Annotated in this window: 24 protein-coding genes and 2 pseudogenes; 8 read left to right on the forward strand and 18 right to left on the reverse strand. The window is 55.1% G+C overall.

Annotation, left to right across the window (positions count from 1 at the left end; all coding sequences use genetic code 11):
* Nucleotides 1-59 precede the first annotated feature (59 nt).
* A complete protein-coding gene (locus tag ACR0IP_RS13390) occupies nt 60-1,190 on the reverse strand; it encodes an ABC transporter substrate-binding protein (RefSeq protein ID WP_480526047.1) in 1,131 nt (376 codons plus the stop codon).
* Between the two features lie 261 nt (nt 1,191-1,451).
* Between ACR0IP_RS13390 and ACR0IP_RS13395 the strand changes: the two are divergent.
* A pseudogene (locus ACR0IP_RS13395) lies at nt 1,452-1,778 on the forward strand (DDE-type integrase/transposase/recombinase); the annotation flags it as partial.
* A gap of 339 nt (nt 1,779-2,117) precedes the next feature.
* Here ACR0IP_RS13395 and ACR0IP_RS13400 read toward each other — a convergent pair.
* From ACR0IP_RS13400 to ACR0IP_RS13410, 3 genes are read right to left on the reverse strand one after another with little or no spacing between them, the layout of a single operon-like run.
* The gene (locus ACR0IP_RS13400) at nt 2,118-2,627 is read right to left on the reverse strand and encodes a TetR/AcrR family transcriptional regulator (protein WP_170689145.1); all 510 of its coding nucleotides are present in this window, start codon (nt 2,625-2,627) and stop codon (nt 2,118-2,120) included.
* A complete protein-coding gene (locus ACR0IP_RS13405; RefSeq protein ID WP_170689146.1) occupies nt 2,624-3,619 on the reverse strand; it encodes an FAD-dependent oxidoreductase in 996 nt (331 codons plus the stop codon). Before ACR0IP_RS13405 ends, ACR0IP_RS13400 begins: the two co-directional genes overlap by 4 nt.
* Nucleotides 3,616-4,287: a cupin domain-containing protein gene (locus tag ACR0IP_RS13410; protein ID WP_170378250.1), complete on the reverse strand. Its 672-nt coding sequence runs from the start codon at nt 4,285-4,287 to the stop codon at nt 3,616-3,618. The genes ACR0IP_RS13405 and ACR0IP_RS13410 overlap by 4 nt, the downstream gene beginning before the upstream one ends.
* A 422-nt stretch (nt 4,288-4,709) precedes the next feature.
* Between ACR0IP_RS13410 and ACR0IP_RS13415 the strand changes: the two are divergent.
* Nucleotides 4,710-5,371: pseudogene (locus tag ACR0IP_RS13415) on the forward strand (IS6 family transposase).
* A 62-nt stretch (nt 5,372-5,433) separates the two neighbouring features.
* Here the strand turns inward: ACR0IP_RS13415 and ACR0IP_RS13420 are convergent.
* The 4 genes from ACR0IP_RS13420 to ACR0IP_RS13435 are packed head-to-tail and all read right to left on the reverse strand — an operon-like array spanning nt 5,434 to nt 9,390.
* The gene (locus ACR0IP_RS13420) at nt 5,434-6,204 is read right to left on the reverse strand and encodes an SDR family NAD(P)-dependent oxidoreductase (protein WP_480526050.1); all 771 of its coding nucleotides are present in this window, start codon (nt 6,202-6,204) and stop codon (nt 5,434-5,436) included.
* Entirely contained in the window at nt 6,201-7,139 is a 939-nt protein-coding gene (locus ACR0IP_RS13425; RefSeq protein WP_480526052.1) for an SDR family oxidoreductase, read from the reverse strand. The genes ACR0IP_RS13420 and ACR0IP_RS13425 overlap by 4 nt, the downstream gene beginning before the upstream one ends.
* Nucleotides 7,136-8,038: a bile acid:sodium symporter family protein gene (locus ACR0IP_RS13430; RefSeq protein ID WP_480526053.1), complete on the reverse strand. Its 903-nt coding sequence runs from the start codon at nt 8,036-8,038 to the stop codon at nt 7,136-7,138. The genes ACR0IP_RS13425 and ACR0IP_RS13430 overlap by 4 nt, the downstream gene beginning before the upstream one ends.
* On the reverse strand, nt 8,035-9,390 hold the full coding sequence (locus ACR0IP_RS13435) for a flavin-containing monooxygenase (RefSeq protein ID WP_480526055.1): 1,356 nt from the start codon (nt 9,388-9,390) through the stop codon (nt 8,035-8,037). Before ACR0IP_RS13435 ends, ACR0IP_RS13430 begins: the two co-directional genes overlap by 4 nt.
* Nucleotides 9,391-9,458: 68 nt before the next feature.
* Here ACR0IP_RS13435 and ACR0IP_RS13440 point away from each other — a divergent pair, with 68 nt between their 5' ends.
* Nucleotides 9,459-10,127, forward strand: a complete 669-nt coding sequence (locus tag ACR0IP_RS13440) for a TetR/AcrR family transcriptional regulator (RefSeq protein ID WP_170720278.1) — start codon at nt 9,459-9,461, stop codon at nt 10,125-10,127.
* A gap of 314 nt (nt 10,128-10,441) precedes the next feature.
* Here ACR0IP_RS13440 and ACR0IP_RS13445 read toward each other — a convergent pair whose 3' ends face one another.
* From ACR0IP_RS13445 to ACR0IP_RS13490, 10 genes are all read right to left on the reverse strand, one after another.
* Nucleotides 10,442-11,401 carry a glutaminase gene (locus ACR0IP_RS13445; RefSeq protein ID WP_170720280.1) on the reverse strand — a complete coding sequence of 320 codons (960 nt, stop codon included), beginning with the start codon at nt 11,399-11,401 and terminating at the stop codon, nt 10,442-10,444.
* Entirely contained in the window at nt 11,379-12,818 is a 1,440-nt protein-coding gene (locus ACR0IP_RS13450) for an alanine/glycine:cation symporter family protein (protein ID WP_480526058.1), read from the reverse strand. The genes ACR0IP_RS13445 and ACR0IP_RS13450 overlap by 23 nt, the downstream gene beginning before the upstream one ends.
* 987 nt (nt 12,819-13,805) lie before the next feature.
* Nucleotides 13,806-15,542 (reverse strand): SulP family inorganic anion transporter, encoded by a 1,737-nt coding sequence (locus ACR0IP_RS13455; RefSeq protein WP_480526060.1) that lies wholly within the window; start codon nt 15,540-15,542, stop codon nt 13,806-13,808.
* A gap of 23 nt (nt 15,543-15,565) precedes the next feature.
* Complete coding sequence (locus ACR0IP_RS13460; protein WP_480526061.1) at nt 15,566-17,245, reverse strand: bifunctional protein tyrosine phosphatase family protein/NAD(P)/FAD-dependent oxidoreductase; 1,680 nt, start codon at nt 17,243-17,245, stop codon at nt 15,566-15,568.
* 21 nt (nt 17,246-17,266) lie between these two features.
* Nucleotides 17,267-18,151: an MBL fold metallo-hydrolase gene (locus ACR0IP_RS13465; RefSeq protein ID WP_480526063.1), complete on the reverse strand. Its 885-nt coding sequence runs from the start codon at nt 18,149-18,151 to the stop codon at nt 17,267-17,269.
* A gap of 24 nt (nt 18,152-18,175) precedes the next feature.
* Entirely contained in the window at nt 18,176-18,613 is a 438-nt protein-coding gene (locus tag ACR0IP_RS13470; protein WP_480526065.1) for a DUF6691 family protein, read from the reverse strand.
* Between the two features lie 3 nt (nt 18,614-18,616).
* A complete protein-coding gene (locus ACR0IP_RS13475) occupies nt 18,617-19,051 on the reverse strand; it encodes a YeeE/YedE family protein (RefSeq protein WP_480526067.1) in 435 nt (144 codons plus the stop codon).
* The gene (locus tag ACR0IP_RS13480) at nt 19,051-19,260 is read right to left on the reverse strand and encodes a YgaP family membrane protein (protein WP_170642229.1); all 210 of its coding nucleotides are present in this window, start codon (nt 19,258-19,260) and stop codon (nt 19,051-19,053) included. Before ACR0IP_RS13480 ends, ACR0IP_RS13475 begins: the two co-directional genes overlap by 1 nt.
* A gap of 102 nt (nt 19,261-19,362) precedes the next feature.
* Entirely contained in the window at nt 19,363-20,037 is a 675-nt protein-coding gene (locus ACR0IP_RS13485; RefSeq protein ID WP_170378224.1) for a Crp/Fnr family transcriptional regulator, read from the reverse strand.
* Between the two features lie 193 nt (nt 20,038-20,230).
* Nucleotides 20,231-20,890 carry a GntR family transcriptional regulator gene (locus tag ACR0IP_RS13490; RefSeq protein WP_170378222.1) on the reverse strand — a complete coding sequence of 220 codons (660 nt, stop codon included), beginning with the start codon at nt 20,888-20,890 and terminating at the stop codon, nt 20,231-20,233.
* A gap of 134 nt (nt 20,891-21,024) precedes the next feature.
* Here ACR0IP_RS13490 and dctP point away from each other — a divergent pair, with 134 nt between their 5' ends.
* The 5 genes from dctP (at nt 21,025) to ACR0IP_RS13515 (ending at nt 26,742) form a co-directional block, all read left to right on the forward strand.
* A complete protein-coding gene (dctP, locus tag ACR0IP_RS13495) occupies nt 21,025-22,011 on the forward strand; it encodes a TRAP transporter substrate-binding protein DctP (RefSeq protein ID WP_170378220.1) in 987 nt (328 codons plus the stop codon).
* Between the two features lie 93 nt (nt 22,012-22,104).
* Complete coding sequence (locus ACR0IP_RS13500; RefSeq protein ID WP_170378218.1) at nt 22,105-22,647, forward strand: TRAP transporter small permease; 543 nt, start codon at nt 22,105-22,107, stop codon at nt 22,645-22,647.
* A gap of 5 nt (nt 22,648-22,652) precedes the next feature.
* On the forward strand, nt 22,653-23,969 hold the full coding sequence (locus ACR0IP_RS13505; protein ID WP_170689158.1) for a TRAP transporter large permease: 1,317 nt from the start codon (nt 22,653-22,655) through the stop codon (nt 23,967-23,969).
* Nucleotides 23,966-25,222: a malonyl-CoA decarboxylase gene (locus ACR0IP_RS13510; RefSeq protein ID WP_170689159.1), complete on the forward strand. Its 1,257-nt coding sequence runs from the start codon at nt 23,966-23,968 to the stop codon at nt 25,220-25,222. Before ACR0IP_RS13505 ends, ACR0IP_RS13510 begins: the two co-directional genes overlap by 4 nt.
* A gap of 5 nt (nt 25,223-25,227) precedes the next feature.
* The gene (locus ACR0IP_RS13515) at nt 25,228-26,742 is read left to right on the forward strand and encodes a malonate--CoA ligase (protein WP_480526071.1); all 1,515 of its coding nucleotides are present in this window, start codon (nt 25,228-25,230) and stop codon (nt 26,740-26,742) included.
* Nucleotides 26,743-26,755 lie beyond the last annotated feature (13 nt).

Here is a 26,755-nt window from a genome sequence, read left to right on the forward strand (position 1 = left end):
TTGCCTCGGAAACAAGCGGGCCTGTCTTGCAAATGATGCGCGACAGGCTCGCCTTTTCGCTACATTTTGCAATCAGCCGCGTAGGCGTCCGAGTGGTTTTCCAGGGCAACCCCCAGGATCTTGTTGGTGAAAACATCACCTTCCTGGATCACTTGGCGTGCGTAAATCGTTTGCACCGGGTGATGGTTTTCTCCAAACGCAAAGTCTCCACGTGTGCTATTGAACTCGGCCGCTTTGAGAGCTGCGCGGAACGCATCGGCATCGTCAACGCTTGCCTTGTTCAATGCGGAAAGGATCAGGTTTGCCGTGTCAAAGCCTTGGCTTGCATAAAGCGAGGGTAGTCGTCCGTACTCGGCCTGAAAGCTCTCGACGAATGCGGCATTTGTCGGATTGTCGATGTCCTTGTTCCACTGCGAAGTGTTCACAACACCCAAGGCGGCGTCACCAACCGCTTGGAGGATGCCTTGGTCAAAGCTGAATGCTGGTCCGACCACGGGAAGATCGACGCCGCTATCGGCATATTGCTTCAGGAAAGAAATCCCCATTCCACCGGGAAGGAAGAAGAACACGCTATCCGCGTCCGAAGCACGGATTTGAGCGATTTCAGCGGCGTAGTCGGTTTGACCAAGTTCCGTGTAAAGCTCACCAGCCAACTCACCTTCGAAGAAACGCTTGTATCCGGTCAATGCATCTTTGCCCGCGGGATAGTTGGGGGCAATGATGAAGCTGTTGCCGTAGCCCGCACTGTTTGCATAGGCGCCAGCTGCTTCGTGGAGATTGTCGTTTTGCCAGGCAACGTTGAAGTAGTTCTGGTGACAGCCTTTTCCTGCCAATGCTGAAGGTCCCGCATTTGGAGACAGGTAAAAAACGCCTTGGTTTACAGCGGACGGGGCGACAGCCATGGCCAGGTTGGACCAGATGATGCCAGTCATGATGTCAACCTTCTCTGACTGGATCATTTTGTCAGACAGTTGCACGGCGATATCTGGTTTGCGTTGGTCGTCCTCAACTACGACCTCGATGTCGTCACGGCCAGATTGGTTTATTGCCAGCATAAAACCGTCACGAACGTCAATTCCAAGCCCGGCGCCACCGCCAGATAGTGTCGTGATCATACCGATCTTGGTCTCGGCTAAGGTGGGTCCGCACAAAGCTGTTACGGCAAGCGCCGCTGCCAGTGTGTTCTTCATGATTTTACTCCCTGTTTTTTGCTGTGGTTTTTTGCTGTGGTTTTTTGCTGTGGTTATTTTTTGCTGTGGTCATAGTTTGCGAAAGGTCAGCTTTGTAAGCGTCCACTCGTTCCCCTGTGCGGGACTGTTCTGGTCGTTGACAAAAAGACAAACATCTTCCCTCGCAGGTACGTATAGTTTCAGCAGCACATCGAAATCGCCACCGGTCGATTACATTTCAGAGTGGATTTCTTGCAACGCGAGTTCATTTGTCAACATCATAGGGGATCTGGTGCAATCGCTGAAGCAGCACGTCGCCGCAAAGGGCCATGTGATCGTTCGTGGAGAATGGACGAAATTTACACCTAAGTTAAAGACGCAAGGGTTTAGCTCTATCGAGCTTTCGACAAGAACGGTAAGACCCTTGATTTCATGCTTTCACGGTGTCGAAACGAACCAGCCGACATCAAGTTCTTCGCCAGAATGTTGAAGATCAATGTATTGCCGACGAAAACTGTGATCGACAAGAGCGGTGCCAAGACGGCGGGTATCAAGGCTATCAACAAAATGCTCCAAGGTTTTGGCTGCCCGATCCCAATTGAGGTTTTGCTGCTCACGTCTTCGTCGACACAGCCTCGTTGTTGTGTCGGTTCGCTCAGCGCATTCGCTATCTGTCATCCAAGCGCCTCGATCTTTTCGATCCTGCAGCAGCGCTCATGGAAAAGCTTAGCCTTAGTGGCGAAAGAACGAGATAAAACTGATCGTCAAATATTGGACTGACCTCCTGCGTGCTGTCGCTACATGAAAGCCGGAGCTATGCCGCGAAGCCCCTATTGCTGTTTTTTTTGCGGCTGTCGCAAAGCGCGTAACGCGGCCATACGTGTAAGCCTTGGCAACGGGAGAATCTGCCGCAAAGCTGATGCGTATGCAGGGTGCAGCAAATGACCGCTAAGAGTGCAAAGCTGACGTTGCTTTGTCGAAGATGTCGTGGTCACACTGCACGGTCGCAAGTAGTGCAGCGCCTTCCAGCGTCGCGAGCACTGCTAATGCGTCAGAAAGCGGATCGTCGCTATCCGGAAATGCGCTGACAAGCCGATCGACTAATTCTGCAAAGAACGTTTTTGCCGCCTCCGCGACAGGTTCAGGCAGACCTCCGCTTTCAGCTGCGAGAAGTCCACAAAGGCACATCTTTCCGTCCTGGCGCAAGCTTTCCGCGAAAAGCTCGCGTAGGCGTTCGACACGCGCGTCAGACGGGCATTCATCCAAAGCGTCTAAGAAACGGGACGTGTAATTTCTGGCCAGTCGAGCGACCAAATCGGACTTGGTCGGGAAGTAATGATGTACGCCTGCGCTAGTCAGCCCTGCGTCGCGCGCAATGTCTCGGAACGAAAAGCCGTTGTAGCCACCAGTGCGGACCCGCGCCTCGGCGGCGGCAAGGATTTTCTCTTCTGATGTCATACCATCACCCTCGACAATTCCTTCCGCGCAGCATCCATGGCTTCAAGAGCGCCTTCGAGGAAACCACCATGCGACGGTGCGGTTTCAGTTCCTGCAAAGATCACCCTCGGAGTGGGAGTTACTGTACTAAACATAGGATGTGATTTAAGCGGCTCGAGGTCGGCAGACGTGGCGGTTGCCATATCGGCGCTCCAATCCTTGACGACTACACCGCGCGGCTCGGCCGCTTTGGGGCCAAACAGGCGAACCAGCTGAGCCACAGCGAGAGCCTCGAACCCGGACTGCCGCGCCGTACCGGGCATGGCAAAGCCGAACAGAGCACCCTCGGTTCCGTCCATGGGTGACGCGTCATGGATTTCAGCCAACGGACCGTGATGAGAGATTGCGTCGCCATTCAAACCCGCGTCGCGCCAGAATGGGGTGTCGTAAACAGCAACGAGTTTGGCGTGCCCGGCCATCCACGTTGGAACATCCGGAACGACCACACCCATCTGTGCAGCGAGGCGCGGGGGCAACGCCAAAACAACGAAGTCGGCTCGCAATGAAAACCCGTTTCCACTCAATGTCACGAATTCGTCTTCTTCGATCACACGCTGAACTGGGTGGCTAAGACACAGCGTATCACCAAGCTTTTGAGCGAGGGCGTTGGTTATCTGAGCGAGTCCGCCTGAAACGCGAAGCGCGTCACCCATGGGGGCGAAATCGAAGTCACGACGCACATTTCCCTGAGCATCCTCGAATGCCAATCGTCCATCGCTGTATTGTGGAAATGTTCGCAGCCCAAGATTGTCTACGAGGGCCAGCATGCGTTGGTTGTGCGGCCAAATCCAAGCAGGGCCAAGGTCGTAGCCACCCTGTGAGAGAATGCGACCGCCTACGCGGTCGCGCGCCTCCAGCAAAAGCACGTCGCGCCCTTCAAGCTTCAGCGCATGCGCCAAAGCGAGGCCAGACAACCCTGCGCCGACGATGACAATCTCTGCGTTTGGCTTCATGTCGCGCTCTCTGCGACGTGACTAAGGTGGCCGGTCTTGATCCAGACTCGCGCCCCGTTAGCGCCAGCGGTCGCCTCGAAACTCGCCCCGACGGGTAGGCGTAACCAATCCCAGCGGGACAGGGTATCGCGACCCTCGTTCAAGCTCCCATCAATCACAAAGACCTCAAGCCCGCCTGAAGCATCTAGAGAGCGCACTGTACCTGCATCCCAGTATTCCATCGCTACAGTTTCACGTACATCTGTATGAAGGGGCAACCTGGAAACACCGTCTGCTGCTTCAATCCAGCTTGCCTTGCCGCTGTCGATCTGGACCTGATTGCGGTCGCTAGCATCGAATTGGTGGAGCTTTACCAGAATTGTCGCGCCGTCCTGTGCGGCAGGTGTATGAGACGAGGTCGGCGGGTTCCGCACGTAGGAACCAGTTGGAAAATCACCGTCCTCGTCCTGAAAAGTACCGTCGAGCACCAGGTATTCTTCGCCGCCGTCATGCGTGTGGGCAGAGAAGGCGCTGCCAGGCGCAAAACGGACGATGGTGGTGGCGCGAGCTACTTCCTCTCCAATTCGGTCAAGCATCTTGCGCTCAACTCCAGGCATCGGGGATGCGACCCAATCGTTCTCTTCAAAATGTACAAGGGTACGTTCTTTGAAGTCGGCATTCACGCGCATGGTTTGGTCTCCTTCCAGTGTCACTGCGTCGGTGCAAATTGTCTCTACTTACCTATCGATAGGTAAGTTATTTCTCAATCTCGCTATCGCAACAGTGATCACGCGTTCGTGAAACATTGGTCGAACCGCAGCGAATGCGAATTTGTCCGCAAACCGGACATTGGCCGCGATTTGGCGGACGTCTAAACCGAGCTCCCTGGTCACCGATACTGCGCCATCAACCGACGGCGACTATGCAGAGATTGCGTTGAAAAACTCTTTGTTGATCTCGCCGCAAGTCGCTGATTCAATTTCCGCATTTGGGCAACAGTTCTGGGCATGGCCTTGTCAGAAGAACTTGGCTTCAAGCGGGCAGGGCGCTCTTGTAGCCTTCAAGCTTTCATAAACGGTAGCCCTTCAAGTACTTCAAAACCAGTCCCAAGATCATTCGTTTTCAATGATGCTTTGTATTCAGTTTCCACTATCGCTTCTAGTCGATGAAGATCTGTTGCGTGCGCGCGGCATTGAAATGAGTTACGAGACAGTGCGGTTTTAGTGGAACCGTTTCGGTCCGAGGTTTGCGGCAGAGATCCGGAGAAAACGGGTCCAACAGCTGCGGTTATACTCAAACTTAAAAAGTTATCTTGACGAAGTCTTCATAAAGTTAAACGGTCGGCGGCACTACCTGTGTCGCGCCGTAGATCACTAAGGCGAGGTGCTTGAAGCCATTGTCACAAAACGTCGAAATAAGCAGGCAGCACTGAAATTTCTCAATAAATTAATGCAGCGACAGGGTGCTGCGGATGAAGTTGTCACCGATTGCTTCGCGTAATACCGAGCCTCGCTCGGATATCTCGGTGCTACGGAAAAGCAGAAGACGGGCTGGTGGTTTAACAACCGGGGTGAGAACTAACGCCTTCCGTTCCAACGAAGAGAATGCGCGATGCAGCGAGTCAGGCGTATGCAAAGTTTACAGAAATTCACCGCCGTCCACTCCTCCGTCTAAAACCAATTTAAACCGGAGCGATCTCTCACCAGCCGAGGTGTCTTCAAGCTGACACGCGCCGCTGCTATCGCCGAGTGGTCCGAACTTGGCGTGGCATGAAGGATAGCTCTACTGGCTTAGGTGAGACTAGTCCGAATTCGTCTGACAGCACCCTTCGAAAACTAACTCCTTCCAATTGTGCGCATCATTTGGCGGAAGAAGAGCGTTGGAGCTAGCCGGTTCATGACGTTCGATAGAGTTGCAACTCGACCAACGGGCACAAATGCTTTTCGGTTTCGAGACCCGCGGAGAATGATCTGGGCTGCGTCTTGTGGCGTCATATAGTCAACACCGTCAGTTGCGGAACCCGGACGGGCGAAACCCTTAGTATCTTTTTCGGTTTGCCCAATGTTCGTTGCAACAAAGGAAGGTGCGGCAATCGTAACGGACACGCCGTGACAGGTTTCCTCGGCTCTCAGAGACTTAAAAAACCCTTCCATTGCGTGCTTGCTGGCGGCGTAGGCCGTTCTACGAAAAAGCGGTGCAAATCCCGCGACTGATGAGATCGCCAGATGCGTTCCCTTGGACTTTCTTAGTGGAAGTAAGAAGTGCCGAGCGCACTCAATTGCAGAAAAATAGTTGATCTCAAAAAGGTCGCGATGGGAGTTCATGTCACTGTCGGCAAATGCAGAGATTTGTGTGACCCCTGCGTTGTAAACAACCATGTCAATTGAAGGTCTATCCTTCAAAATCTGAGTGCATATATCTGCGCACTGTTTAGGTTTTGTGAGGTCACAAGCGTAGAGACTTAGATCTTCGTCATTCACCAAAGCGTCCAGGCGCGGACCTGGCAGGTCAATGATAGCGGTATGCCAACCTTGTTCTCGCAATGCTTCAGATAAAGCTTGTCCCAGGCCGCCAGCACCACCAGTTATGACTGCAGTTCTTTTCACTTCGCGTGCTCCCACCAGAGCTCAAATGCTTCGGCGCTTGAGTATTTGGGTTGATAGCCGAACTTCACCTTGAGTGCAGTGTTGTCCAGCACAGGCCGAAACTGCAAAAAGCGAACTTGTTCAGGACCATAGCGAGAAAGTCCAACGGGCCGGGCCACGGCCAGTACCATCTTGACCAACTTTGGCGGCAACCAGCGCACCGTCTTGCCCATGGCCTTGGCGATTTGGGAAACAGTAAGCGCACCGTCGCCAGAGACGTTGAAAATTCCCGCAGGCCCGTTTGTCGATGCGCGCAGCAGTATTTCTGCCAGGTCCTTGTCCCATATGAAGACAAAGGGACTTTCTGATCCTTTCAGCCCAAGTAGGCGAGGCTTATGGAACAAGGAAGTTATCTGGTTCTCGATGTGGTTCCCGAGAACTGTCCCAACCCTCAAAACGACTTGCTCTAAATCTGGGGCTGTTTCTCTCGCGTCTGCCAACATCTCCTCGACCAGTCTTTTGTGCCAAGAATAGGCGAATTCCTGATTGCCGCGAATTGCGTCCGTTTCTCGCAATAGCGCAGGATTGTCGGCGTGATAGCCATAGGCCGCGCCAGAGGACGTAACGACCAGTCGCTGTACTCCCGCGGAAATGGCGGCATCAAGAACTTTGCGCGTACCCTCAACATCGACCTGGTACTCAAGGTCCCGCGTTGTGTCTGGCCCGGGGGTTACAATCGAAGCAAGATGCACGACTGTGTCGGGGCGTTCTGACATGATGACGTCGTGTGGGTCGCTACTGGTCACATCCATCTTTATGAACCGCGCGTTTGGCGGCAAATTCACAGGTTCTCGGATGTCCGTAGCTATGACGGTATAATTGTCCTTCTGCGCAAGACGACTCAGCAGCGCCGTTCCGACTGCACCAGCCGCGCCAGTGATGAGAAGGCGTTTCATGCCGGAATCTGCCGCTTTGCAAAAAAGCTCGCAAGAACCAATCCAGAAATCGCGTGCCATATACCCCACAAAGCAGCGGCAACAGCCATGCCTCCCATCCCGCCAAAAAACGCGAAGATCAAGATGAGCCCCAGCCCCGAATTTTGAATACCTGTTTCAATGGTAACTGAACGGCGATCTCGTTCGACCAACCCAGCGATCGTCGCCGTTGTGTACCCGCCAAGGAATGCCAGCGCATTGTGGACAACAACGAGACCAATGACGGCTCCGGCGACCTGAAGGAAGTTCGCCCAATTGGCAGCCAGCGCGAGCACAATGAAGGCAATAAAGATGGCCATGGAGAGCCACTGCATTGGGCGGCGGATGCGATCAGCTAATGGCTTTAACCGCGCGTTTACTAGCATTCCCAGGACCAATGGTAGGATCAGCATGAACCCGACCGTTATTGCGACGGCGACCGGGTCAATTTCAGTGCGCTGCAAGATTTTGCGTGTCGGGCCATATAAGTTACCCCAAAATGCAATGTTTGCCGGTGTGACGACGATGGCTCCGACCGTCGCGAAAGCGGTCATTGAAACTGATAGCGCCACATTCCCTTTCGCCCGATGGGTCATGAAATTTGATATGTTCCCACCAGGGCACGCAGCAACGAGGATAAGGCCCATCGCAACAGATGGCATCGGCCGCAGTGCGACAATCATTAGAAAAGTTAGCGCTGGAAGTACCAGAAACTGCGACACAAGACCAACAATGAGGGGCTTGGGTGCACCTGCAATGCGTCGAAAGTCGTCCGTACGCAAATCCAGCGCGATCGAGAACATGACGATCGCTAGGATGGCATTGAGAACTCTAAGATTTCCGGCATCAAAATTCAGCGCGACCTGATCTATTCCGTTCATGCTTGGGCCGCCTTGAGTGCTGCGATTTGACCCGTTACCTCTCTCCGATAGGTCGCTTTGTCCACGTAGTAGGCCATGCGCGGAAGGTCGATGTAGTTCATTCCTCCTGTTGCTCTCTCATATCCATCGGACTTGGTGGTGCGGATTGCCTGCGCCGCAGAGTTGCCGGACCGCAATCCGGCGATGTAACGAGCGACCATTTCGGCTTGCTCATGACGTCCTTGCCAGCCCAATCCCGACGCTTCGACCATGCCAAGAACAAACAGGTCATCTCGTTCAGGGTGCATGCAATTGAGGTAGAGGTGAGGTGCGGAACCTTTCCAATTCAGATGTTTCTGGTCGATGAATGGGTAGTGCAGCTTATACCCGGTCGCCGCCAGTATCATGTCATATTCAGCCGAGGTCCCATCGCGGAAATGAACGTTTTTGCCGTCCAAGCGCGCGATATCCGGACGGACCTTCAGGTCGCCATGACCCGCGTGGAACAAAATGAGGGAATTGACCACTGGATGTGACTCATAAAGAGCGTAGTCCGGTTTCGGAAACCCGTATTTCTGTGGATCACCGACAAACCATTTCAGGATCGTGCCATCGACTTTTCGCTTCAGCCACATGGGTAGGCGGATCTTACCCCCCATTGTATCGGCAGGGACTCCGAAGACATATTTGGGAACAAAGTAGTACCCGCGGCGCATAGAGAGGTCGCAAGAAACGCCATGGTGAATGGCATCGACCGCAATGTCGCAACCGGAGTTGCCCGCGCCAACAACAAGAACGCGCTTGCTGGCAAATTGGGTGGGATAGCGGTACTCGGACGCATGTATGAGCTCACCTGTGAATTCACCCTGGAAATCCGGCATGTTGGGTTCCGACAGCGTACCGTTGGCAATCATTAACCCTGCGAAGTTTTGGATATGATGGGTGCCGGTCTTGTCTCGCCAGGTTATTTCCCATCCGCCGCGTTCCAATGGTTCGGTCTTGAGAACCTCAGCTCCGAAATGAAAGTGCTGATACAGGTCAAACGCTTTTGCGAAGTCTTGGAAATAGGTCTTCATTTCGCGATGTGACGGATATTCTGCCGTATCCTCCAGCATCGGGAAATCGGTGAATTCCGTCATGCGCTTAGAAGAAATGAGATGGGCGGTCTCGTACATCGTGGACCGAGGTGCATCGATGTTCCACAGACCACCCACATCGTCGGCCAGTTCAAATCCTTGAAATGGCACTCCCTGCTCGACAAGCGTCTTTGCCATTGCAAGGCCCATTGGCCCCGCACCGATCAAAGCAAAACACTCTTCGGGGCGGGCCTTTGCCTCAACCAGCTGGCCCGCTCTCACCTGCGCCTGTTCCATTCGCGTCTCCTCCTGCGACAGTATTTATCTTGAACGAACGTTCTAAATAAGGCAAACTGGTTTTTGAGATGCCACAACATGCTGTAAAAGAAAGAAAAAGAGCTCCGTCGCAGCGATCCGTCGCAGCGAGAGAACGAATCTTCGATGCTGCAGAACAGGTCTTTGCCGAAAGGGGATTCGAAGGCGCTTCAATTCGAGACATTGCTGAACGGGCAGGGGTTCAGAAAGCCAACGTGAATTTTCACGGGGGTCCTAAAGAAGAGCTGTTCGAGCGCATAGTGGCGCGTCGAGCTTCGGAACTCTCTGAAGAGCGTCTCTCTAGAATTAATTTGTTGGACGCGCAGTCGGACTGGAGTGTCGGTGATTTGTTGTCAGCCTTCATGTTGCCGCTTGTTTCGCGAGCATTCAGCGGAGATCCTCAGTGGCTTGCCTATGCACGAATAGTGGCGATTATCTCAGCTGATACGCGGTGGAGAGAATTGGCTCAAACCCACTTTGATCCGGTGGCCATGAGGGTTGTAGAAAAGCTGTGCTCAAAACACCCTGAGGCTAGTCCAGAACGAGTTGCGGGTGCGTTGGTGTTTGCCGTGTCTTCAATGCTCGCCTTGTGTACGTCGCAGTGGCGAATTTTGGCTCTAAGCGGAAACATTGGCCAGGCGGATCGCGAGAGCATGACCTTGAACCTTTTGAGTTTCTGTGAGGCAGGCTTAATAGGCAGTTTGAAGAAAACGCAGTGATTGACAGCGGCGCTTCGGTCTTGTCAGAAGATCTGGCTAAGGCCTCATATCCATTGGGTAACAAGTCGCGCGAGTTGATTGCCGAGAAGATACCCTTGGAGCTGTCTTGTCATAAGAACTTGGTTTGAGGCGGGTAGGAGGCTTTCTAAGCTTCTATCCATGAAAAGATGATCGCCGCTCAAAGTGCTGTAAACCTATTCTCGGATCACTCGTGTGACAGCGCCGCCACCCATTCCGGTCTGACGTCAGTTGTGTTCTATGCCGGTCATTGAAGCGCAACACAATTTATTTGAACCCGGTTCCCACAATCCGGGTTAAACACTTGGTCCGAAGATGGACCACCCTGTGGCGCGTACCAGTTCTTGAAATGCGATTGTTGCCAAATGGGAATTGCCTTTTTGATCGAGCCCGGGGCTCCAGGCGACAACAGATGCGATACCAGGTACAATGCACAGGATTCCGCCGCCAACACCGCTTTTCGCTGGAAGGCCAACTCGGAAGGCAAATTCGCCCGAAGCATCGTAGGATCCACACATCATCATGAGCGCAGTAACTCTTCTTGCTCTTTGCGCTGATAATACTGTAGCGCCGGTGGCTGGATTTTGACCCGCCGCCGCAAGAAAACGACCTGCTAGCGCCAACTGTTCGCAAGACATAGCGATGCTACACTGGCGAAAGTAGAGCGACAGAACATCCTCTACGGGAGACTTAAGGTTGCCTTCCGCCTGCATAAAATGGGCAAGCGCACGATTTCTGGAACCGGTTCGGATCTCTGATTCCGCTACCGACACATCAACCTCAATCGAGTTGTCCTCCGAAAGCTCTCGGCACAACGTCAAAAGGTCGTTGATTGCGTCGTCAGCAGAACGGTTTTCGAGCAGAACATCGGCCACTACGATCGCACCGGGGTTGATAAACGGGTTCCTTGGAATTCCGCGCTCGTGTTCAAGCTGAACGATCGAATTGAACGGATCGCCGGAAGGTTCTCGGCCAACTCTTTGCCACAAGGTGGCGCCAACCTGTTGCAGCGCCAAAGTAAGCGAAAACACTTTTGAGATGCTTTGGATTGAAAACAGCGTGCCCGCGTCCCCAGCAGACACGAGCGGACCGTTGATGGGTGCAATGGCAATACCGAATTGGTTAAGATCAACTGTTGCGAGTTCTGGAATATACTTTGCTACCTTCCCCCTTTCGGACATGCCGGCAATGCGATCTGCAATGTCGTCCAAGACTTCCTGAAGCCTTTCGCTTTCAGTGGTTTTGAGTGTCGGCATGGATCTCCTCCGTCCAGACAGTGTGATCTACGCCCTTGCTAAGCTCGGGAAATTTGCTTGCGACAAAGCGAGGTTCAAGATTCTGTCGGCGTTGCGAGAAATAATCCACCGTTAGTTTGTAGACGGTGCCAGAGAGCAGCACTATCGCCACCAAATTGATGGTCGCCATTATTCCCATGGCCGCATCCGCGAAATTGAACACAGTGGCAACAGCTTGCACAGCGCCCCAGACAACCATTGCAAGGCAACCCAAACGCAAGATGTAAATCGGTAATTTGCCTTCCAATTTTAGGAAGGTCATCGCGTTTTCGGCATATGAGTAGTTGCCAAGTATGGATGTGAAGCCAAAAAAGACGATAGCAATCGCGATAAAGTGGCGGCCGATTTCGCCGAGATGGACCGCCGCCGCGTCTTGAGTCAGTCGCATTCCGGTAGGTCCATCAATTTCGATTGCGCCCGACAGAAGAATAAGCAGTGCAGTTGCCGTTGCGACCAAAATCGTATCCACAAAACACCCGAATGCCTGAACGAAACCTTGGCTGGAAGGGTGGTGGGGATCAGGAGTTGCAATTGCTGCAATGTTTGGTGCCGATCCCATGCCCGCTTCGTTGGAGAAAAGCCCCCGTTTGATGCCGTTAAGCGCAGCAGCCATGACGCCTCCTGTCACGCCTCCGGCAGCTTCCTGAAGGCCAAACGCACCCGCAACAATCGACCACAACATAGCAGGTACTTCGGAAATGTTCAGGACTACGACAATACAGGCAAGCAAGAGGTAGAGACCTGCCATGAGCGGTACAACGATCTCTGCAAACTTTGCGATGGTTCTTATTCCACCGAATATGACTACCGCTGCGGCTGCAGCCAGCGCTATGCCAACCACCAATTTGTTTAACCCGAACGCGCCCTCGAAAGCTTCAGCAATCGAGTTGGATTGGACGGCGACAAAAACCAAACCAAAGCTGACAATCAGGCAGATCGAGAAAATGACTCCAGCCCAAGGAGCGTTCAGGGCGTTGGCCATGTAGAACGCAGGGCCTCCTCTGAACCTTCCGTTGGAAGATGTGACTTTGTAGAGTTGGGCCAAAGTACTTTCGGAATAGGCGGTGGCCATTCCAACCAATGCCACGATCCACATCCAAAAGATTGCGCCCGGACCTCCCAAAGTCAGAGCTACCGCTACGCCAGCAAGGTTTCCAGTGCCGACGCGAGAAGCCAGACTTACTGTCAGCGCTTGAAAAGGAGTAATACCTCTTTTGTCCGTGCTCTTCGCAGACGTCAGGACACGCAGCATTTCCCCGAAATGGAGAAACTGAAGCGCACCGAGTCGAATTGTAAAAAAGATACCGGTCCCAAGAAGACCGTAGATCAATACGTAGTTCCAAAGAACCGTGTTTATGCTGTTAACCAATATTTCCAAAGCGCGCCCCTTGAGAATTCAAGCACTTCCAGGAAGGCGAAAAAGAGTCTGCCTATTTTTTCATCATGCACGAAGATGCGGCGGTTGTCAGGAATATGCTGCGAAGAATCTCTAAACGCTTGGCGCTCGCGTTATTGAAGTTGTGCCACAAACACATGATGATATTTGAGTTGGACAGTGCGTATGGCAGAGGCTGCGCCGTCGTGATTTGAATTGTACTGGTTGAAACGTCCTGAGTGACAAAAACGATCCTCTTCTCCTCGCCGCACGGGAGCGGACATCTGCGCAGCCGCAGCGAACTGTCGCTTTATCCTGCTGATCCCGCATTCGTCTGACCGCAGATCTTGCGCCCGCAGGGAATGGCCAGTTTTACGGGCCGCAGCGCAGTGACGGAAGGGTATTCTGCCGATAAACCAAGTCTTAGCAGGGCACACAGCGTCTGTTTCCAGGTTGGGAAGAGGCTCATTGGCTTTCTGTTCGACGTAGGCTTAAAGCGCTTGAGCCGCCGAAAGATTCAAAAAAAGCAAAAACTTTCAGGTGTCGAATTCAATGAGAAGGGAGACGCAATAACTAAATCCCATTATTTATGTAAACCGACAAAAGCGAGATTTCTCCGTTTTCTTCGTGTAATCATGATTATGTTAAAAAATATTTATTCCCCCAGGATACATACAAGTCGCGGTTTCACTAGTCTTGGCTAGAAGATTGCATATTGGCCGGATGCTTACACTTGGGATATTCGTTACTATGACCCAAACGGGCGTTTTACAGATGCCAAAGGCAGGTTTCGTCGCAAAAGAACTGTTGGAGGAACTGACGAACGGTTGTCCATTTCAAAAAAGGATATGGGAATACGCCTATTGCATGTTGAGCGGAGACACCCCCGTCAGAGGATTTGTTACTGCCATTTATCACTCGCTATCCAGGGCTTAAGCGCCGCACTTCAATCGGGCGTTAAGCCTGACAAATCTGCAGCGTCGAGCGGTTTCAGACTGTCTCAACAACTTTGTCTTGCGCGCCGACCGTGATCCAAGCCTCATATTGCGATAGAAATACCAGACCGTTCAACTGTTCAAGGAAATGAGATCGCTTCAGTCTGTCCATGACCGGCCCCTTGACCTCAGACAGATGTAGACCGACGCCGATATCTGATAAACGGTGGTTGATCGCCTCAAGACTTTCCAACGCGGAATAGTCAACTTCGTTCACCGCAGAAAACATCAAGATCACATGACTGACATTGCTTCCTTCAGGCACACGGTGCTGGATCAGATCTTCCAGAAACCGCGCGTTGACGAAATACAGGCTTTCATCCACGCGCAACGTCACTATGGACGGGATCGTTTCAACCTCGTGACGTAGAATATTGCGGAAATGCTGGGTGCCGGGCACAAGCCCCACCTCGGCCACATGCGGGCGCGAAGTCTTGTAAAGGTGCAGCAGGATCGAGGTTACCACGCCCGAGGCAACCCCCACCTCGACCCCCAACCCCAACGTAAGGCCAATGGTGGCGGCGACCGCTACAAAATCTGCGCGAGAATAGACCCATGTCTTTTTCAGAACTGAAAAATCCACAAGACTTAGGACGGCAACAATGATCGTCGCGGCCAAAGTGGCCTTGGGCAGGAAGTAAACCAACGGGGTCAGTGCAAAGGCGGCGATGGCTAGCCCTACGGCAGTGAATGCACCGGCAGCCGGTGTTTCCGCTCCGGCATCAAAATTGACAACTGAACGCGCAAACCCACCCGTAACCGGATAGCCCCCTGTAAACGCTGCCCCCAGATTGGCCGCGCCCAAACCGATCAACTCCTGATCCGGATCAATACGCTGGCGTTTCTTTGCGGCCAGTGTCTGCGCGACCGAGACACTTTCGACAAATCCGATGATCGAAATCAGGATCGCAGGAGCGATCAGCTCTTCTACAAGATCTAAGGAAAGGTCGGGCATTGTGAACGGAGGCAAGCCCTGTGGCACCGCACCTACAATTTGAACACCTTGAGCATTCAGACCCAAAGTCCAGACGGTAACAGTTGTGGCGACCACGGCGGCGACAGGCCCGGCTTTCGTCAGAATGTCGGCAAGAACCGGCCCTACCCCCAAGAACCCAAGAAAATGTTTGAGGTGTTTGCGCACCCAGAACAAAAAGCTGGTGGCAAGGCTGCCGATTGCCAGCGTCACCCAATTTGTTTCAGGTAAATGGGCAAGGATTGATCCGACCATTTCAGGCAGTGTGTGCCCATGCGCATCGACACCCAGAATGTGCCTGAGCTGACTGGTCGCAATCAAAACGCCGGAGGCTGTGATAAACCCCGCAATCACCGGGTGGCTGAGGAAATTAGCCATGAACCCCAACCGCATTACGCCCATAAGCACCAGAAACGCGCCGGACAGAAAAGCCAAGGTCAGGGCGGCGACGGCATAGCCTGCAGTGCCCTGCTCGGCCACCTGCCCGATCGCGGTGGCCGTCAAAAGCGACACCACCGCAACCGGTCCGACGGCCAGCGCGCGGCTTGTCCCGAAGATCGCATAAAGCACAATCGGAACAATCGACGCGTATATGCCGGCCTCGGGCGGCAATCCTGCCAACAGAGCGTAGGCAAGCGATTGCGGGATCAGCATGATCGTCACGATCAAGGCCGCAATCAGGTCGTTGGAAAATGCGCCGCGCGTATAGTTCCGGCCCCAATCGAGAATGGGGACAAATCGGCTAAGATGGTTGATCATCTGAGGTCTTCCGATGCGCAGGGCTATTCCGGGGCCACGTTCAGTTTTTCCGGATGCGCCATCCATTCCTTGCCACGCAGCATTGCCTTCCAATAGATCGGCGGCAGCACGCTTTCCTTCAGAAACCACGCCAAACGACTGGGTTTAGTGCCATCTAACAGAAATCGCGGAAAACTGGGCTTGAGCGCTCCACCATAGCCGAACTCTGCCAAGACGATCTTGCCGCGTTCGACGGTCAGCGGGCACGAGCCATAGCCATCGTATTGCGCCGTGGCAGACCGACCTGCGATGTCAGCCACGATGTTATCCGCCACGGTGGGCGCTTGCTTGCGTGCTGCCGCCGCTGTTTTGGCATTCGGTGCATTCATTACATCACCCAAAGACCATATATTGTCATAGCTCTTGTGCCTCAGCGTGGCCTGATCGACATCGACCCACCCCGCCGCATCTGCAAGCGGTGACACCCGCACGAAATCTGGAGCGGTTTGCGGTGGGCAGACATGGATCATGTCGAATGACACTTCGACCTTGCGCTGTTCACTATCTGGTTGGGTCACCTCGAACACCGCCGTCTTTGCAGGCCCGTCGATGGCAACGAGGTTATGGAAAAAGTTCAACGAAGCGTCGTATTTTTTTACATAGCGTTCTAGCGCCGGGACATAGTCCTTGACGCCGAACAGCACTCCGCCCGCGTTCATGAACTGGATGTCAATGTCGTTCAAAACGCCCCGCCGAGACCAGGTGTCGCCGGATAGGTACATGGCCTTTTGCGGCGCACCGGCACATTTGATTGGCATCGGTGGCTGGGTAAAAATTGCCCTGGCCTTTTGCATCTCACGCACCAACTGCCACGTATATGGTGCAAGATCATAGCGATAGTTCGAGGTTACGCCGTTGCGGCCAAGAGTTTCCTCTAGCCCCTCGACCTTGCCCCAATCCAGCTTCAGACCCGGGCAGACGACAAGTCGGTCGTATTTCACCACTCGGCAACCATCCAAAACGACGGCGTTGCTTTCCGGCTCAAACGCAGCGACGGCCGCCTTGATCCAATGCACGCCTTTGGGGATCAGACTGCCCATGGTCTTGGCCGTCGTCTGGGCATCAAAGATACCGCCGCCCACCATGGTCCAACCGGGCTGGTAGTAGTGAACATCCGCCGGATCAATGACGGCAATATCCAGATCGGGTTGCCTCGATTTCAGACTGGCAGCGACCGAGATCCCCCCTGCCCCCGCGCCGACAATAACAACCTGAAAATGGGCGTCGCCCGTATCTGTTGGGGTCTTGCCGCCATTTGCGATCCGGCGGGCCACGCCGTTCATGTCGTAGCCCGCTGCCTTGGTGGCTGTCAGGATTTCGGCAATCGGCCGTTTCATAGCCTCGTGAAAGGACCATAGCGTGGCCGAGCGTGTCCCGGTGCGACAATAGGCAAACACCGGGCGTTGCAGGTCCTCAAGCGCTGCGCCAAACGCCTCGACATCCTGATCTTTCACCATGCCTGATTGCACGGGAACATAGCGGGCTTCGATCCCTGCGGCCTTGGCCGAGGCGGCGATTTCCTTGAACGAGGGCTGATCCGCCCCTTCGCCATCTGGCCGATTGCAGATGATCGCGCGGAAACCCCGCGCAGCGATTGTCCCGACATCCTCGACCGAGATCTGAGGGCTGACGGTGAATTTGGGTGATAACGTGCGAAACTCCATCTCTGTTCTCCTTCTGGCCTGTCAGAGGGCGTTTACAGGCACTTTGAGCATCGGGTTGCCGTCGGGATCCTTGGGCACCTCGCCTGCTCTCATGTTGACCTGCAGTGAAGGGATAATGAGGTTTGGCATCGCCAGCGTTGCATCACGTTCGGTGCGGAACTTGACGAATTCTTCCTTTGTCTTGCCACCGCCAACGTGGATGTTGTGGGCCTTTTCTTCGGCTACGCTGGTTTCCCAGGCAATATCGCGCCCGTTCGGCCCATAGTCGTGGCACATGAACAGACGCGTTTCATCCGGCAATGCCAGAACTTTCTGGATCGAGTCATATAAAACGCTTGCGTCGCCGCCCGGAAAATCGGCCCGGGCGGAGCCGCCATCCGGCATGAACAGCGTATCCCCAACAAAGGCCGCATCACCCATGACATGAACCATGCAGGCTGGCGTGTGTCCGGGCGTGTACATGGCGTAGGCCTGCATATTGCCAATCATATAGGTGTCGCCATCTTCGAACAGAGCATCGAATTGCGAGCCGTCTCGTTGAAACTCGGTCCCTTCGTTGAAGACCTTGCCGAACGTGTCCTGCACCACCGTGATCTTGGAGCCGACCCCGATCCTGCCCCCGAGTTTTTCCTGAATATACGGCGCAGCGGACAGATGATCGGCATGCACATGGGTTTCGATAATCCACTCCAGCTGAAGGTCCCTGTCGACCACGGTCCGGATCAGTTCATCCGCGTGGTCAAAGGTGATACGCCCGGCCGCATAGTCGATATCCATGACACTGTCGACGATCGCGCAAGCGCTCGAGTCCGGGTCTTTCACGATGTAGCTGATCGTGTTCGTTGCAGCGTCAAAGAACGCAAATACGTCTGGCTTGGTCGCCATGTTTACAGGGCAAGTGGCCATATCTTGTCTCCTCCGGGTCTTAACTCAGTTATGTGTTTGCAAATCAGGAGCCAGCGCCGCCTGCAGGCCCTTGCCGAGGGCGACGCCCACAACCAAGGCACCGACGAAGGCAAAGACCTCCCATCGGCCCGTGCCCAGTGCGGGCAATGCGCCACCCGGGCAGAATCCGGCGATGCCCCAACCGATGCCGAACAGGGCGGACCCACCGACGAGCTTGGCGTCGATCTTTCGCGCCGATGGCAAATGAAACGCAGGTTCAAACACCGGCGCGGCGCGGCCGAAGACCATCATGTAGCCGACAAAGGTGGTTATCAGCGCGCCTCCCATGACAAAGATCAGGGACGGGTCCCAGGCACCAAACAGGTCGAAGAAATTCAGCACCTTGGCTGGGTTGGCCATGCCGGAAAGCGAGATGCCGACACCGAAGACCAGACCGATCAGATAGGTTGCGATAAGTTTCAAGCTTTATCCTCCGAAAACGTGGCGTGTGACGAAAACGGTGGCAAAGGCGAACAGCATGAACGTTGCTGTGGCTGTGATCGAGCGCACGCTAAGCCTGGCCATTCCGCACACGCCGTGGCCCGAGGTGCAGCCTCCACCCAGGGTCACGCCGACACCGACAATCACTCCGCCCAGAACAAACGCGGCAGTGGAGATCGGCACCTGTACCTGAGGCGTCTGCCCAGACACTAACCACACCACCAAGGGGCCGGTTGCCATGCCGGCCAACAACGCAGCGCGCCAGGCAAAATCACTGGACGATGCAGGCCGCAACAGCCCGGCCAAAACACCGGTTGCCCCCATCACGCGCCCAATCAGCAACATCAGCAGAACCGAGGCCACTCCAATCAGAACGCCGCCTGTCAGCGACGCCCAAGGGGTAAATGCTGTCTCGATCATCAGCAGTCCTGACAGGTCTTGAGTCCAACGATGCGGTAAAGCGGGCAGTTGCCGACAAAGGCCGTCAGGGTGAACACACCCGCCACGATCAATGCCAGCCAGAACAGGAGTCCGGCCCCCAGCACGCTCGTGCCCAAAGCCATGTATAAAAGCATCGCAGCAATCAGAATGCGCAACGCGCGGTCAAGTTTGCCCATATTTGTGGTCATGTCACACTCCGTCGGGAATCAGTGAGTTGACACTTGCACAGCGCGGATCACAGCTTTGGTGACATGGTCACCAAACGAACCAAACAAATTCAAAGTTTGAAGTCAGACCTCGGGCGTCGCCGATCTTGCCAAGCGTTCTAGCCCCTCACGGTCGGTCAGGCAGACTTCGCCACGCGACTGTTCCACCCAGCCACGGCGTTGGAATTCCGCCAAAGTACGCGAGATCACTTCGCGCGCCGTGCCCAGCTCTGTACCCAACACGGCATGCGTTGCGTGTACGGTCGCGCCTTGCCCTGCCAGCTCTAGCAGCCGAGAAGCCAGCCGTACGTCCATACGCTTGAACACGATATCGTCGATCAAAGTAAAGAGATCGGTGATCCGGCGTGAGTAAGCTGAAAAGACGAACTCGCGAAACACAGGGGATTTCGCAACCAGATCGTCGAACGTTTGTCGCGGGATAGCCACCGCTGAAACGTCTGTCTCGGCAATGCCGTCGGCGGAATAGTCTTCAAAAGCCAGCATACACGCCGTGGTCAGCACACAGCTTTCACCGGCGTGAACACGGTAGAGGAACACCTCGCGCCCGGTCTCAGATTTCTGCTGAACCCGGACGGTTCCCTCCAAAAGAAGCAATAGATTGTCAGCCGTTTGGCCTGGCGCGAATATCTGGGTGCCAGCGGGAACGTTGACGATCTGGCTACCGCTGATCAGATCAGCACGTACAGTATCCGGTAGGCGGCTGAGACCTTTGAACTTATCAATCCATGAGTATTGCATAGCCGATAACCCTACCATTTTGACTGCCGCAGCAATTGTGCCAGAACCGTGTTGTTGTTCAATGCGATATTTTGAATGTGAGGAGAGCAACCGCGTTCTGACCGATGAAACGTGTCACATGGCATTGCCAAGCATTCGCCTACGCCGGAACTGAACTAGGTTGAGTGGTTGCAGGTGGTGAATCCCCGCCCGCTTATCGCTCAGCAGTGTTTTTAAGCGATGCCATCAGGTTGTGGAACTTCTCGCCTTGCACGGCGACATGGGAGCGGAGTGCATTGGCGGTATCGTCTGCCAAGCCGTCCTCAAGTGCGCGAACGATGTCCTGATGTTCGGACATCGACTGCGTCATACGGCCACGAAATCGAAGCTGTTGCCGCCGGAAAGGTTTAAGGCGCCGATGCAGCTTGGAGGCCTCCTGTTCCAGAAACGAATTCCCGGACTGCTTGTAGATAATGCGATGAAACCGTTCGTTTTCGAGGTAGTACGTGTCTGGATCACCAGCATCGACGGCCTGCTGACATCTCGTGTTGGCGTCCGTCAGATCTTTCAGGGCGTCCTCGGATATACGCATGGCGGCAAGTCGGCCGCAGACAGCTTCGAGCTCGGCCATGACCTCGAACATCTCCATCAGTTCGACCGGACCCGGCTGTCGCACAAAAGCACCACGGCGTGGAATGAGATCGACCAAGCCCGACAGCGCAAGTCGTTGAAATGCTTCTCTAAGTGGCGTTCTCGAGACTCCAAACTTTTCGGCCAATTTGACCTCATCCAGACGGTCGCCATCTGAGAATGTACCGTCAAAGATCAACTCTTCCAGTTCCTGGGCGATATTATCGGCAAGTCGTAGGTCCATAGGATTATGTATAGGACTCAATCTACGAAAAATTCAAGAGCAATGATCTTGTATACAAAAACGTTGACTAAAAAACAGAACCGGCTTAAGCATACCCTGACCCCGGTACGCCGGGTCGAACCAGGGAGGAAATAATGAAAACCATTTTTAAGACAGCCGTTGCTGTAGCAGCGCTTGTATCCGCCGGCTCGCTTGTATCCGCAAAAGAGCTGCGCCTGTCGCACCAGTGGTCCAACAAGGACATCCGTCACCAGGTCGCCCAGATCGTGGCCGATGAGGTTGCCGCCGCCGATGTTGATCTGGAGATTAAGATTTTCGGCTCAAAATCGCTGTTCAAACCGCGCGAGCAGTACAAGCCGCTCAGCCGAGGTCAGCTGGACATGACAGTTCTGCCGCTCAGCTATGCCGGTGGTCAGCAGCCCGCCTATAACCTGACTTTAATGCCTGGTCTGGTGAAAAACCACGATCACGCAGCGCGTCTCTCCGACTCTCCTTTCATGGAAGCGTTGGAAGAGAAGATGGCCGAGGATGACGTGATGGTTCTGGTCCATGGCTATCTGGCCGGTGGCTTTGCCGGAAAGGACAAGTGCATCACCAAGCCCGAAGACATCGCCGGCTTGCAGACCCGTGCAGCAGGTAAATCCTTTGAGCAAATGCTGGCCGGGGCCGATGCTTCGATCGCCTCGATGGCGTCATCGGAGATCTACAACGCGATGCAGACCGGTGTTTTGCAGGCGGCCAACACTTCGTCATCGTCATTTGTTAGCTATCGCATCTACGAACAGGTCAGCTGCTATACGCCAGCGGGCGACGTTGCCCTGTGGTTCATGTACCAGCCATTGCTGATGAACAAATCCACCTTCGACGGGCTGAATGAAGATCAGCAAGCTGCATTGCTTGCCGCGTCTGAAAAGGCACAGACTTACTATCTGGAAGAAGCCAAGAAGCAGGACGCAAACTCGGCCAAAGTCTTCGCCGAAGCGGGCGTCGAGATCGCCGAAATGAGCGCCGAAGACTTCGAAGCATGGCGCGCTCTGGCGCAGGAAACATCCTATAAGGCGTTCGTGGAAGAAGTCCCGGACGGGCAGGAGCTGCTGGACAAGGCTCTGGCGGTCGAGTGACCCTTTCTCGCCTGGGCGGCCCTTCCGCCGCCCGGCACCGATCTCAGTTCTGATCTTCAGACTTAATTGCATCTCAATTATCAGGAGACGCAAATGGCTGGCCATAGCTCTGCCGTTGCTTCCCATACCGGGAACAATCCTTTCCTTCGCCTTGTCGCTGCGCTTTCAACACTGGCCGGATGGTGTTCCGCAGCCATGATCGTTGCTGCCGTCGCCATCACTTGCCAAATGATCGTCGTGCGTTTTGTCCTGAATGGCTCGACCATCTGGCAAACCGAAGCGGTCATCTATCTTGTCATCGCCGCCACCCTCGTCGGTCTACCTTATGTGCAACGCCTGCGCGGGCATGTGAATGTCGACCTGATCCCGATCTCGTTGGCCCCGCGCCCCCGCTATTTTATGGCGATCCTGACCTCGGCCCTGTCCATCGCCATCGTCTCGGTCATGCTGTTCTACGGCTACGAGTATTGGCACTTCGCATGGGAGCGTGGCTGGAAATCCGACACCGTATGGGGTGTGCGGCTGTGGATTCCTTACCTGTCTATCCCGGTCGGCTTTGGACTGCTGCTGCTTCAGCTAATCGCTGACCTCGTCGCCGTCCTGCTTGGCATCGATAAACCCTTTGGTCTGGAGTAAAGCCAATGGACCCCCTTCTGCTCGGCGCCATTGTCGCCATCGCCACCATCCTTGTTCTGTTTTCGGGCGTGTCGGTCGCCATCGGTTTGCTGATAGTTTCAGCCGGGTTTCTGATTGTCTTCGACGGCCCGCGTTCGCTGGAACTTATGCCCGAGATTCTGTTCGGAAAGCTGGATAACTTTGCCCTTCTGTCGATCCCGATGTTCATCATCATGGGGGCGTCCATCGCGTCGACGAGGGCCGGAGCCGACTTGTACGAAGCCTTGGAACGCTGGCTGACCCGTGTACCCGGAGGGTTGGTCGTATCCAACCTTGGCGCCTGCGCTTTGTTCGCGGCCATGTCCGGATCGTCACCCGCAACCTGTGCCGCAATTGGTAAGATGGGCATCCCTGAGATGCGCAAGCGCGGCTATCCCGACGGCGTTGCCGCAGGTTCCATCGCCGCAGGTGGTACGCTTGGCATCTTGATCCCGCCCTCGGTCACCATGATCGTCTACGGCATCGCCACCGAGACCTCGATTGGTCGCCTGTTTTTGGCCGGCGTGATCCCCGGCCTGATGCTGGTTGGTCTGTTCATGGCCTGGTCGCTTTATTCGACCTGGAAATCCGGTGACGCCACCCGTCTGGGGTCTGGAAGCTACACCTGGGGTGAACGCTTCGAGATCCTGCCGCGGGTTCTACCCTTCCTCGGCATCATTCTGGGTGTGCTGTACGCCATGTATGGCGGTATCGCCACGCCATCGGAAACGGCTGCCGTTGGCGCCCTGCTCTGCCTGCTGATCGCAATGGTCATATACAAGCTGTGGAACCCCAAGGACATCTGGGTCGTGCTGCGCGACAGCACCAAGGAAAGCGTGATGATCCTCTTCATCATCGCCGCTGCCGGTGTGTTCTCGTACATGCTCAGCTCGCTGTTCATCACACAGGCGATTGCCGAATGGATCGGTACACTGGATGTGAACCGTTGGGTTCTGATGGGTGCGGTCAACGTGTTCCTGCTGATCGCCGGGTTCTTCCTGCCGCCCGTGGCTGTAATTCTGATGGCGGCACCGATTTTGCTGCCGATCATCACCACAGCTGGCTTCGACCCGATCTGGTTTGCGGTTGTACTGACCATCAACATGGAGATTGGCCTGATCTCGCCCCCTGTCGGCCTTAACCTCTATGTGATCAACGGCATCGCGCCCGACATCTCGCTGAAGACCATCCTGACAGGCTCCCTCCCCTTCGTAGCCTGCATGGTAATTGCGATTGTCCTGCTCTGCCTGTTCCCCGGTCTGGCCACCTGGCTGCCTGACCTCGTGATGGGAGCGGCGGTATGACCCTGCTAGCGGATCTTCTGTCCACCGTGTTCGAGCGGCGTTATCGCCGCTCGGGCGCGGCGGCCCTAGACGGCCGCCCGCTGACCGAACTGGCCGATGCGCTGGTCGGGTCAGCGGGCGAGACCTCGGGGCTGGCGCTGGCCGAGGAAATCTTGAATCGGTTCGATACGCTGAGCGATGACGACAAGCTGGAGTGCTTCCGCTATCTCGCCACCGCCATGAATATCGACCCCGAGGCGGTGCGCTCATCACTGGATGAATACGAACGCGATCCCTCGAAAGCCACCTATCGCAGCTTCGCAGCTGCGGTGGAACCGGCCCGGCAGGAATTGATCCGCCGATTGAACCGGGTGCCCGGTGCCACCGGCGCGCTGGTTCAGATGCGCGCCGACCTGCTGCGGTTGGGCGGCAAGGAGCCCGAGTTGCAGGCGCTGGATCTGGATTTCAGGCATCTATTCGCCAGCTGGTTCAACCGTGGCTTTCTGGTGCTGCGCCCGATCAACTGGGAAAGCCCGGCGCATATTTTGGAAAAGATCATCGCTTATGAGGCGGTCCACGCCATCGACAGCTGGGATGATCTGCGCCGCAGGCTCGAGCCAACCGACCGACGCTGCTTTGCTTTCTTCCACCCCGCAATGCCCGACGAGCCATTGATCTTTGTCGAAGTGGCGCTGAACCAAGGCATCCCGGGCTCGGTTCAGGCGCTGCTCGCCGAAGACCGCGATCCGCTGCCGCAGGATCAGGCGGATACGGCTGTGTTCTACTCGATCTCGAATTGTCAGGCCGGGTTGGCCAGCATCTCGTTCGGCAACTCGCTGATCAAGCAGGTGGCCTCGGATCTGGCGGCAGAATTGTCGGGGCTGAAGACCTTTGTCACCCTGTCGCCCATTCCTGGCCTGAGCAAGTGGCTGACGCAGGAAAAAATTGAATGGGACATCGAAAGGCCCGATCAGATGAAGGCGCTGGCGGCGCATTACCTGCTGAACGCCGAAGGCCGGGGCAACATGCCTTTCGACCCGGTGGCGCGGTTCCATCTTGGCAACGGTGCGCTGGTTCATGCGGTTCATGCGGATGCCGATACCTCGGACAAGGGCCGGGCACAGTCCGGCGGCACCATGGTCAACTATCTTTATGACCTCAGCCGCGTGGCGCAGAACCACGAGCAATTTGCGAATACCCGCGAGGTGATCGCCTCGACCGAGGTCAAATCGCTTGCCGCGTCCGCCTCTCTCACATCGACACAGGAAAGGTAATCCCTATGGCCAATCCTCTCTATGACGGTTTGTTCGGCGCTCACGCCGGCAAAGACACACCTTTTTTGCATCTGCTCGACGGTTCGGTGATAACGCATCAGGACTTTTTAAGCACCGCAGCGCAGATCGCCCACCTGACCACACAGTTAGGCCTAAAGCCCGGCGACCGGGTTGCGGCGCAGATCGAGAAATCAGCAGAAGCGCTGGCCCTCTATGCCGCTTGCGCGCAGGCCGGCCTGGTGTTTTTACCCTTGAATACCGCCTATACCGTCGATGAGCTGACCTACTTTATTGAAAACAGCGGTGCCTCGCTGATTGTCTGTGACGCCAAAAGTGAAGAGAAACTTGCCCCCATTGGCGCGCAACTGAGCGCGCGCGTAGAGACCCTGAACGCGGATGGCAGCGGTAGCCTGATGGAAAAGGCATCGGCTATGCCTATCAGTTTCGACACAGTCGATCGGGACGGCGAGGATTTGGCGGCGTTTCTTTACACATCGGGCACCACGGGCCGGTCCAAAGGCGCGATGTTGACCCAGAACAACCTGTTGTCGAATGCCGAAACGCTCGTCGAAGAATGGCGTTTCACATCCGACGACGTGCTGCTGCACGCGCTGCCGATCTTTCACACTCACGGACTGTTTGTGGCAACTAACGTGTCACTGGCTGCGGGCAGTAGCATTTTTTTCATGCCTAAGTTCGATCTGGACGAGGTTATCCGTCAGATGCCTCAGGCCACTACAATGATGGGCGTGCCCACTTTCTACACCCGCCTGTTGGATGACGATCGGTTCACAAGGGAACTGGCCGAACACATGCGCCTGTTTGTTTCCGGTTCCGCGCCTTTGCTGGCGGAAACGCATGTGCAGTTCGAACAGCGTACCGGTCACCGCATACTCGAACGCTATGGCATGACTGAAACCAACATGAATACGTCAAACCCCTATGAAGGGGAGCGTCGCGCAGGCACCGTTGGCGTGCCGCTGCCCGGGGTTGAACTGAAAATCTGCGACTCTGACGGCAACGCCCTGCCCAATGGCGAGATCGGAGAGATCGAGGTGCGCGGACCAAACGTATTCAAAGGCTATTGGCAAATGCCGGAAAAAACTGCCGCCGAGCTACGCGAAAACGGTTTTTTCATCACCGGCGATTTGGGCCGGATCGATGAAAAGGGCTATGTCCAGATCGTGGGCCGAAACAAGGACCTGATCATCTCAGGCGGCTACAACATCTACCCCAAGGAGATTGAACTGGTGCTCGATGAACAACCCGGCGTGTTTGAAAGCGCCGTCGTCGGCGTACCCCACCCGGACTTCGGTGAAACGGTTCTTGGTGTGATTGTCGCGGAACCGGGCGAGACGCCCAACCTTGAACAGATGCAGGTTGCTGTGTGCAACAGCCTCGCGCGGTTCAAACACCCCCGGAAGTTGATCCTGATGGATGAGCTTCCCCGCAACACCATGGGAAAGGTTCAAAAGAACGTCCTACGTGACCGGTACAAAGATATGTTCGTGGCCGCATGAAGAGATGCCTTTA

Source organism: Ruegeria sp. AL11 (assembly GCF_056540865.1).

Bases quoted from the DNA above. Each gene is read 5' to 3' on its own strand.
- ACR0IP_RS13390 (WP_480526047.1), bottom strand. From the start codon at position 1,190: ATGAAGAACACACTGGCAGCGGCGCTTGCCGTAACAGCTTTGTGCGGA.
- ACR0IP_RS13400 (WP_170689145.1), bottom strand. From the start codon at position 2,627: ATGACATCAGAAGAGAAAATCCTTGCCGCCGCCGAGGCGCGGGTCCGC.
- ACR0IP_RS13405 (WP_170689146.1), bottom strand. From the start codon at position 3,619: ATGAAGCCAAACGCAGAGATTGTCATCGTCGGCGCAGGGTTGTCTGGC.
- ACR0IP_RS13410 (WP_170378250.1), bottom strand. From the start codon at position 4,287: ATGCGCGTGAATGCCGACTTCAAAGAACGTACCCTTGTACATTTTGAA.
- ACR0IP_RS13425 (WP_480526052.1), bottom strand. From the start codon at position 7,139: ATGAAACGCCTTCTCATCACTGGCGCGGCTGGTGCAGTCGGAACGGCG.
- ACR0IP_RS13430 (WP_480526053.1), bottom strand. From the start codon at position 8,038: ATGAACGGAATAGATCAGGTCGCGCTGAATTTTGATGCCGGAAATCTT.
- ACR0IP_RS13435 (WP_480526055.1), bottom strand. From the start codon at position 9,390: ATGGAACAGGCGCAGGTGAGAGCGGGCCAGCTGGTTGAGGCAAAGGCC.
- ACR0IP_RS13440 (WP_170720278.1), top strand. From the start codon at position 9,459: ATGCCACAACATGCTGTAAAAGAAAGAAAAAGAGCTCCGTCGCAGCGA.
- ACR0IP_RS13445 (WP_170720280.1), bottom strand. From the start codon at position 11,401: ATGCCGACACTCAAAACCACTGAAAGCGAAAGGCTTCAGGAAGTCTTG.
- ACR0IP_RS13455 (WP_480526060.1), bottom strand. From the start codon at position 15,542: ATGATCAACCATCTTAGCCGATTTGTCCCCATTCTCGATTGGGGCCGG.
- ACR0IP_RS13460 (WP_480526061.1), bottom strand. From the start codon at position 17,245: ATGGAGTTTCGCACGTTATCACCCAAATTCACCGTCAGCCCTCAGATC.
- ACR0IP_RS13465 (WP_480526063.1), bottom strand. From the start codon at position 18,151: ATGGCCACTTGCCCTGTAAACATGGCGACCAAGCCAGACGTATTTGCG.
- ACR0IP_RS13475 (WP_480526067.1), bottom strand. From the start codon at position 19,051: ATGATCGAGACAGCATTTACCCCTTGGGCGTCGCTGACAGGCGGCGTT.
- ACR0IP_RS13480 (WP_170642229.1), bottom strand. From the start codon at position 19,260: ATGACCACAAATATGGGCAAACTTGACCGCGCGTTGCGCATTCTGATT.
- ACR0IP_RS13485 (WP_170378224.1), bottom strand. From the start codon at position 20,037: ATGCAATACTCATGGATTGATAAGTTCAAAGGTCTCAGCCGCCTACCG.
- ACR0IP_RS13490 (WP_170378222.1), bottom strand. From the start codon at position 20,890: ATGGACCTACGACTTGCCGATAATATCGCCCAGGAACTGGAAGAGTTG.
- dctP (WP_170378220.1), top strand. From the start codon at position 21,025: ATGAAAACCATTTTTAAGACAGCCGTTGCTGTAGCAGCGCTTGTATCC.
- ACR0IP_RS13500 (WP_170378218.1), top strand. From the start codon at position 22,105: ATGGCTGGCCATAGCTCTGCCGTTGCTTCCCATACCGGGAACAATCCT.
- ACR0IP_RS13505 (WP_170689158.1), top strand. From the start codon at position 22,653: ATGGACCCCCTTCTGCTCGGCGCCATTGTCGCCATCGCCACCATCCTT.
- ACR0IP_RS13510 (WP_170689159.1), top strand. From the start codon at position 23,966: ATGACCCTGCTAGCGGATCTTCTGTCCACCGTGTTCGAGCGGCGTTAT.
- ACR0IP_RS13515 (WP_480526071.1), top strand. From the start codon at position 25,228: ATGGCCAATCCTCTCTATGACGGTTTGTTCGGCGCTCACGCCGGCAAA.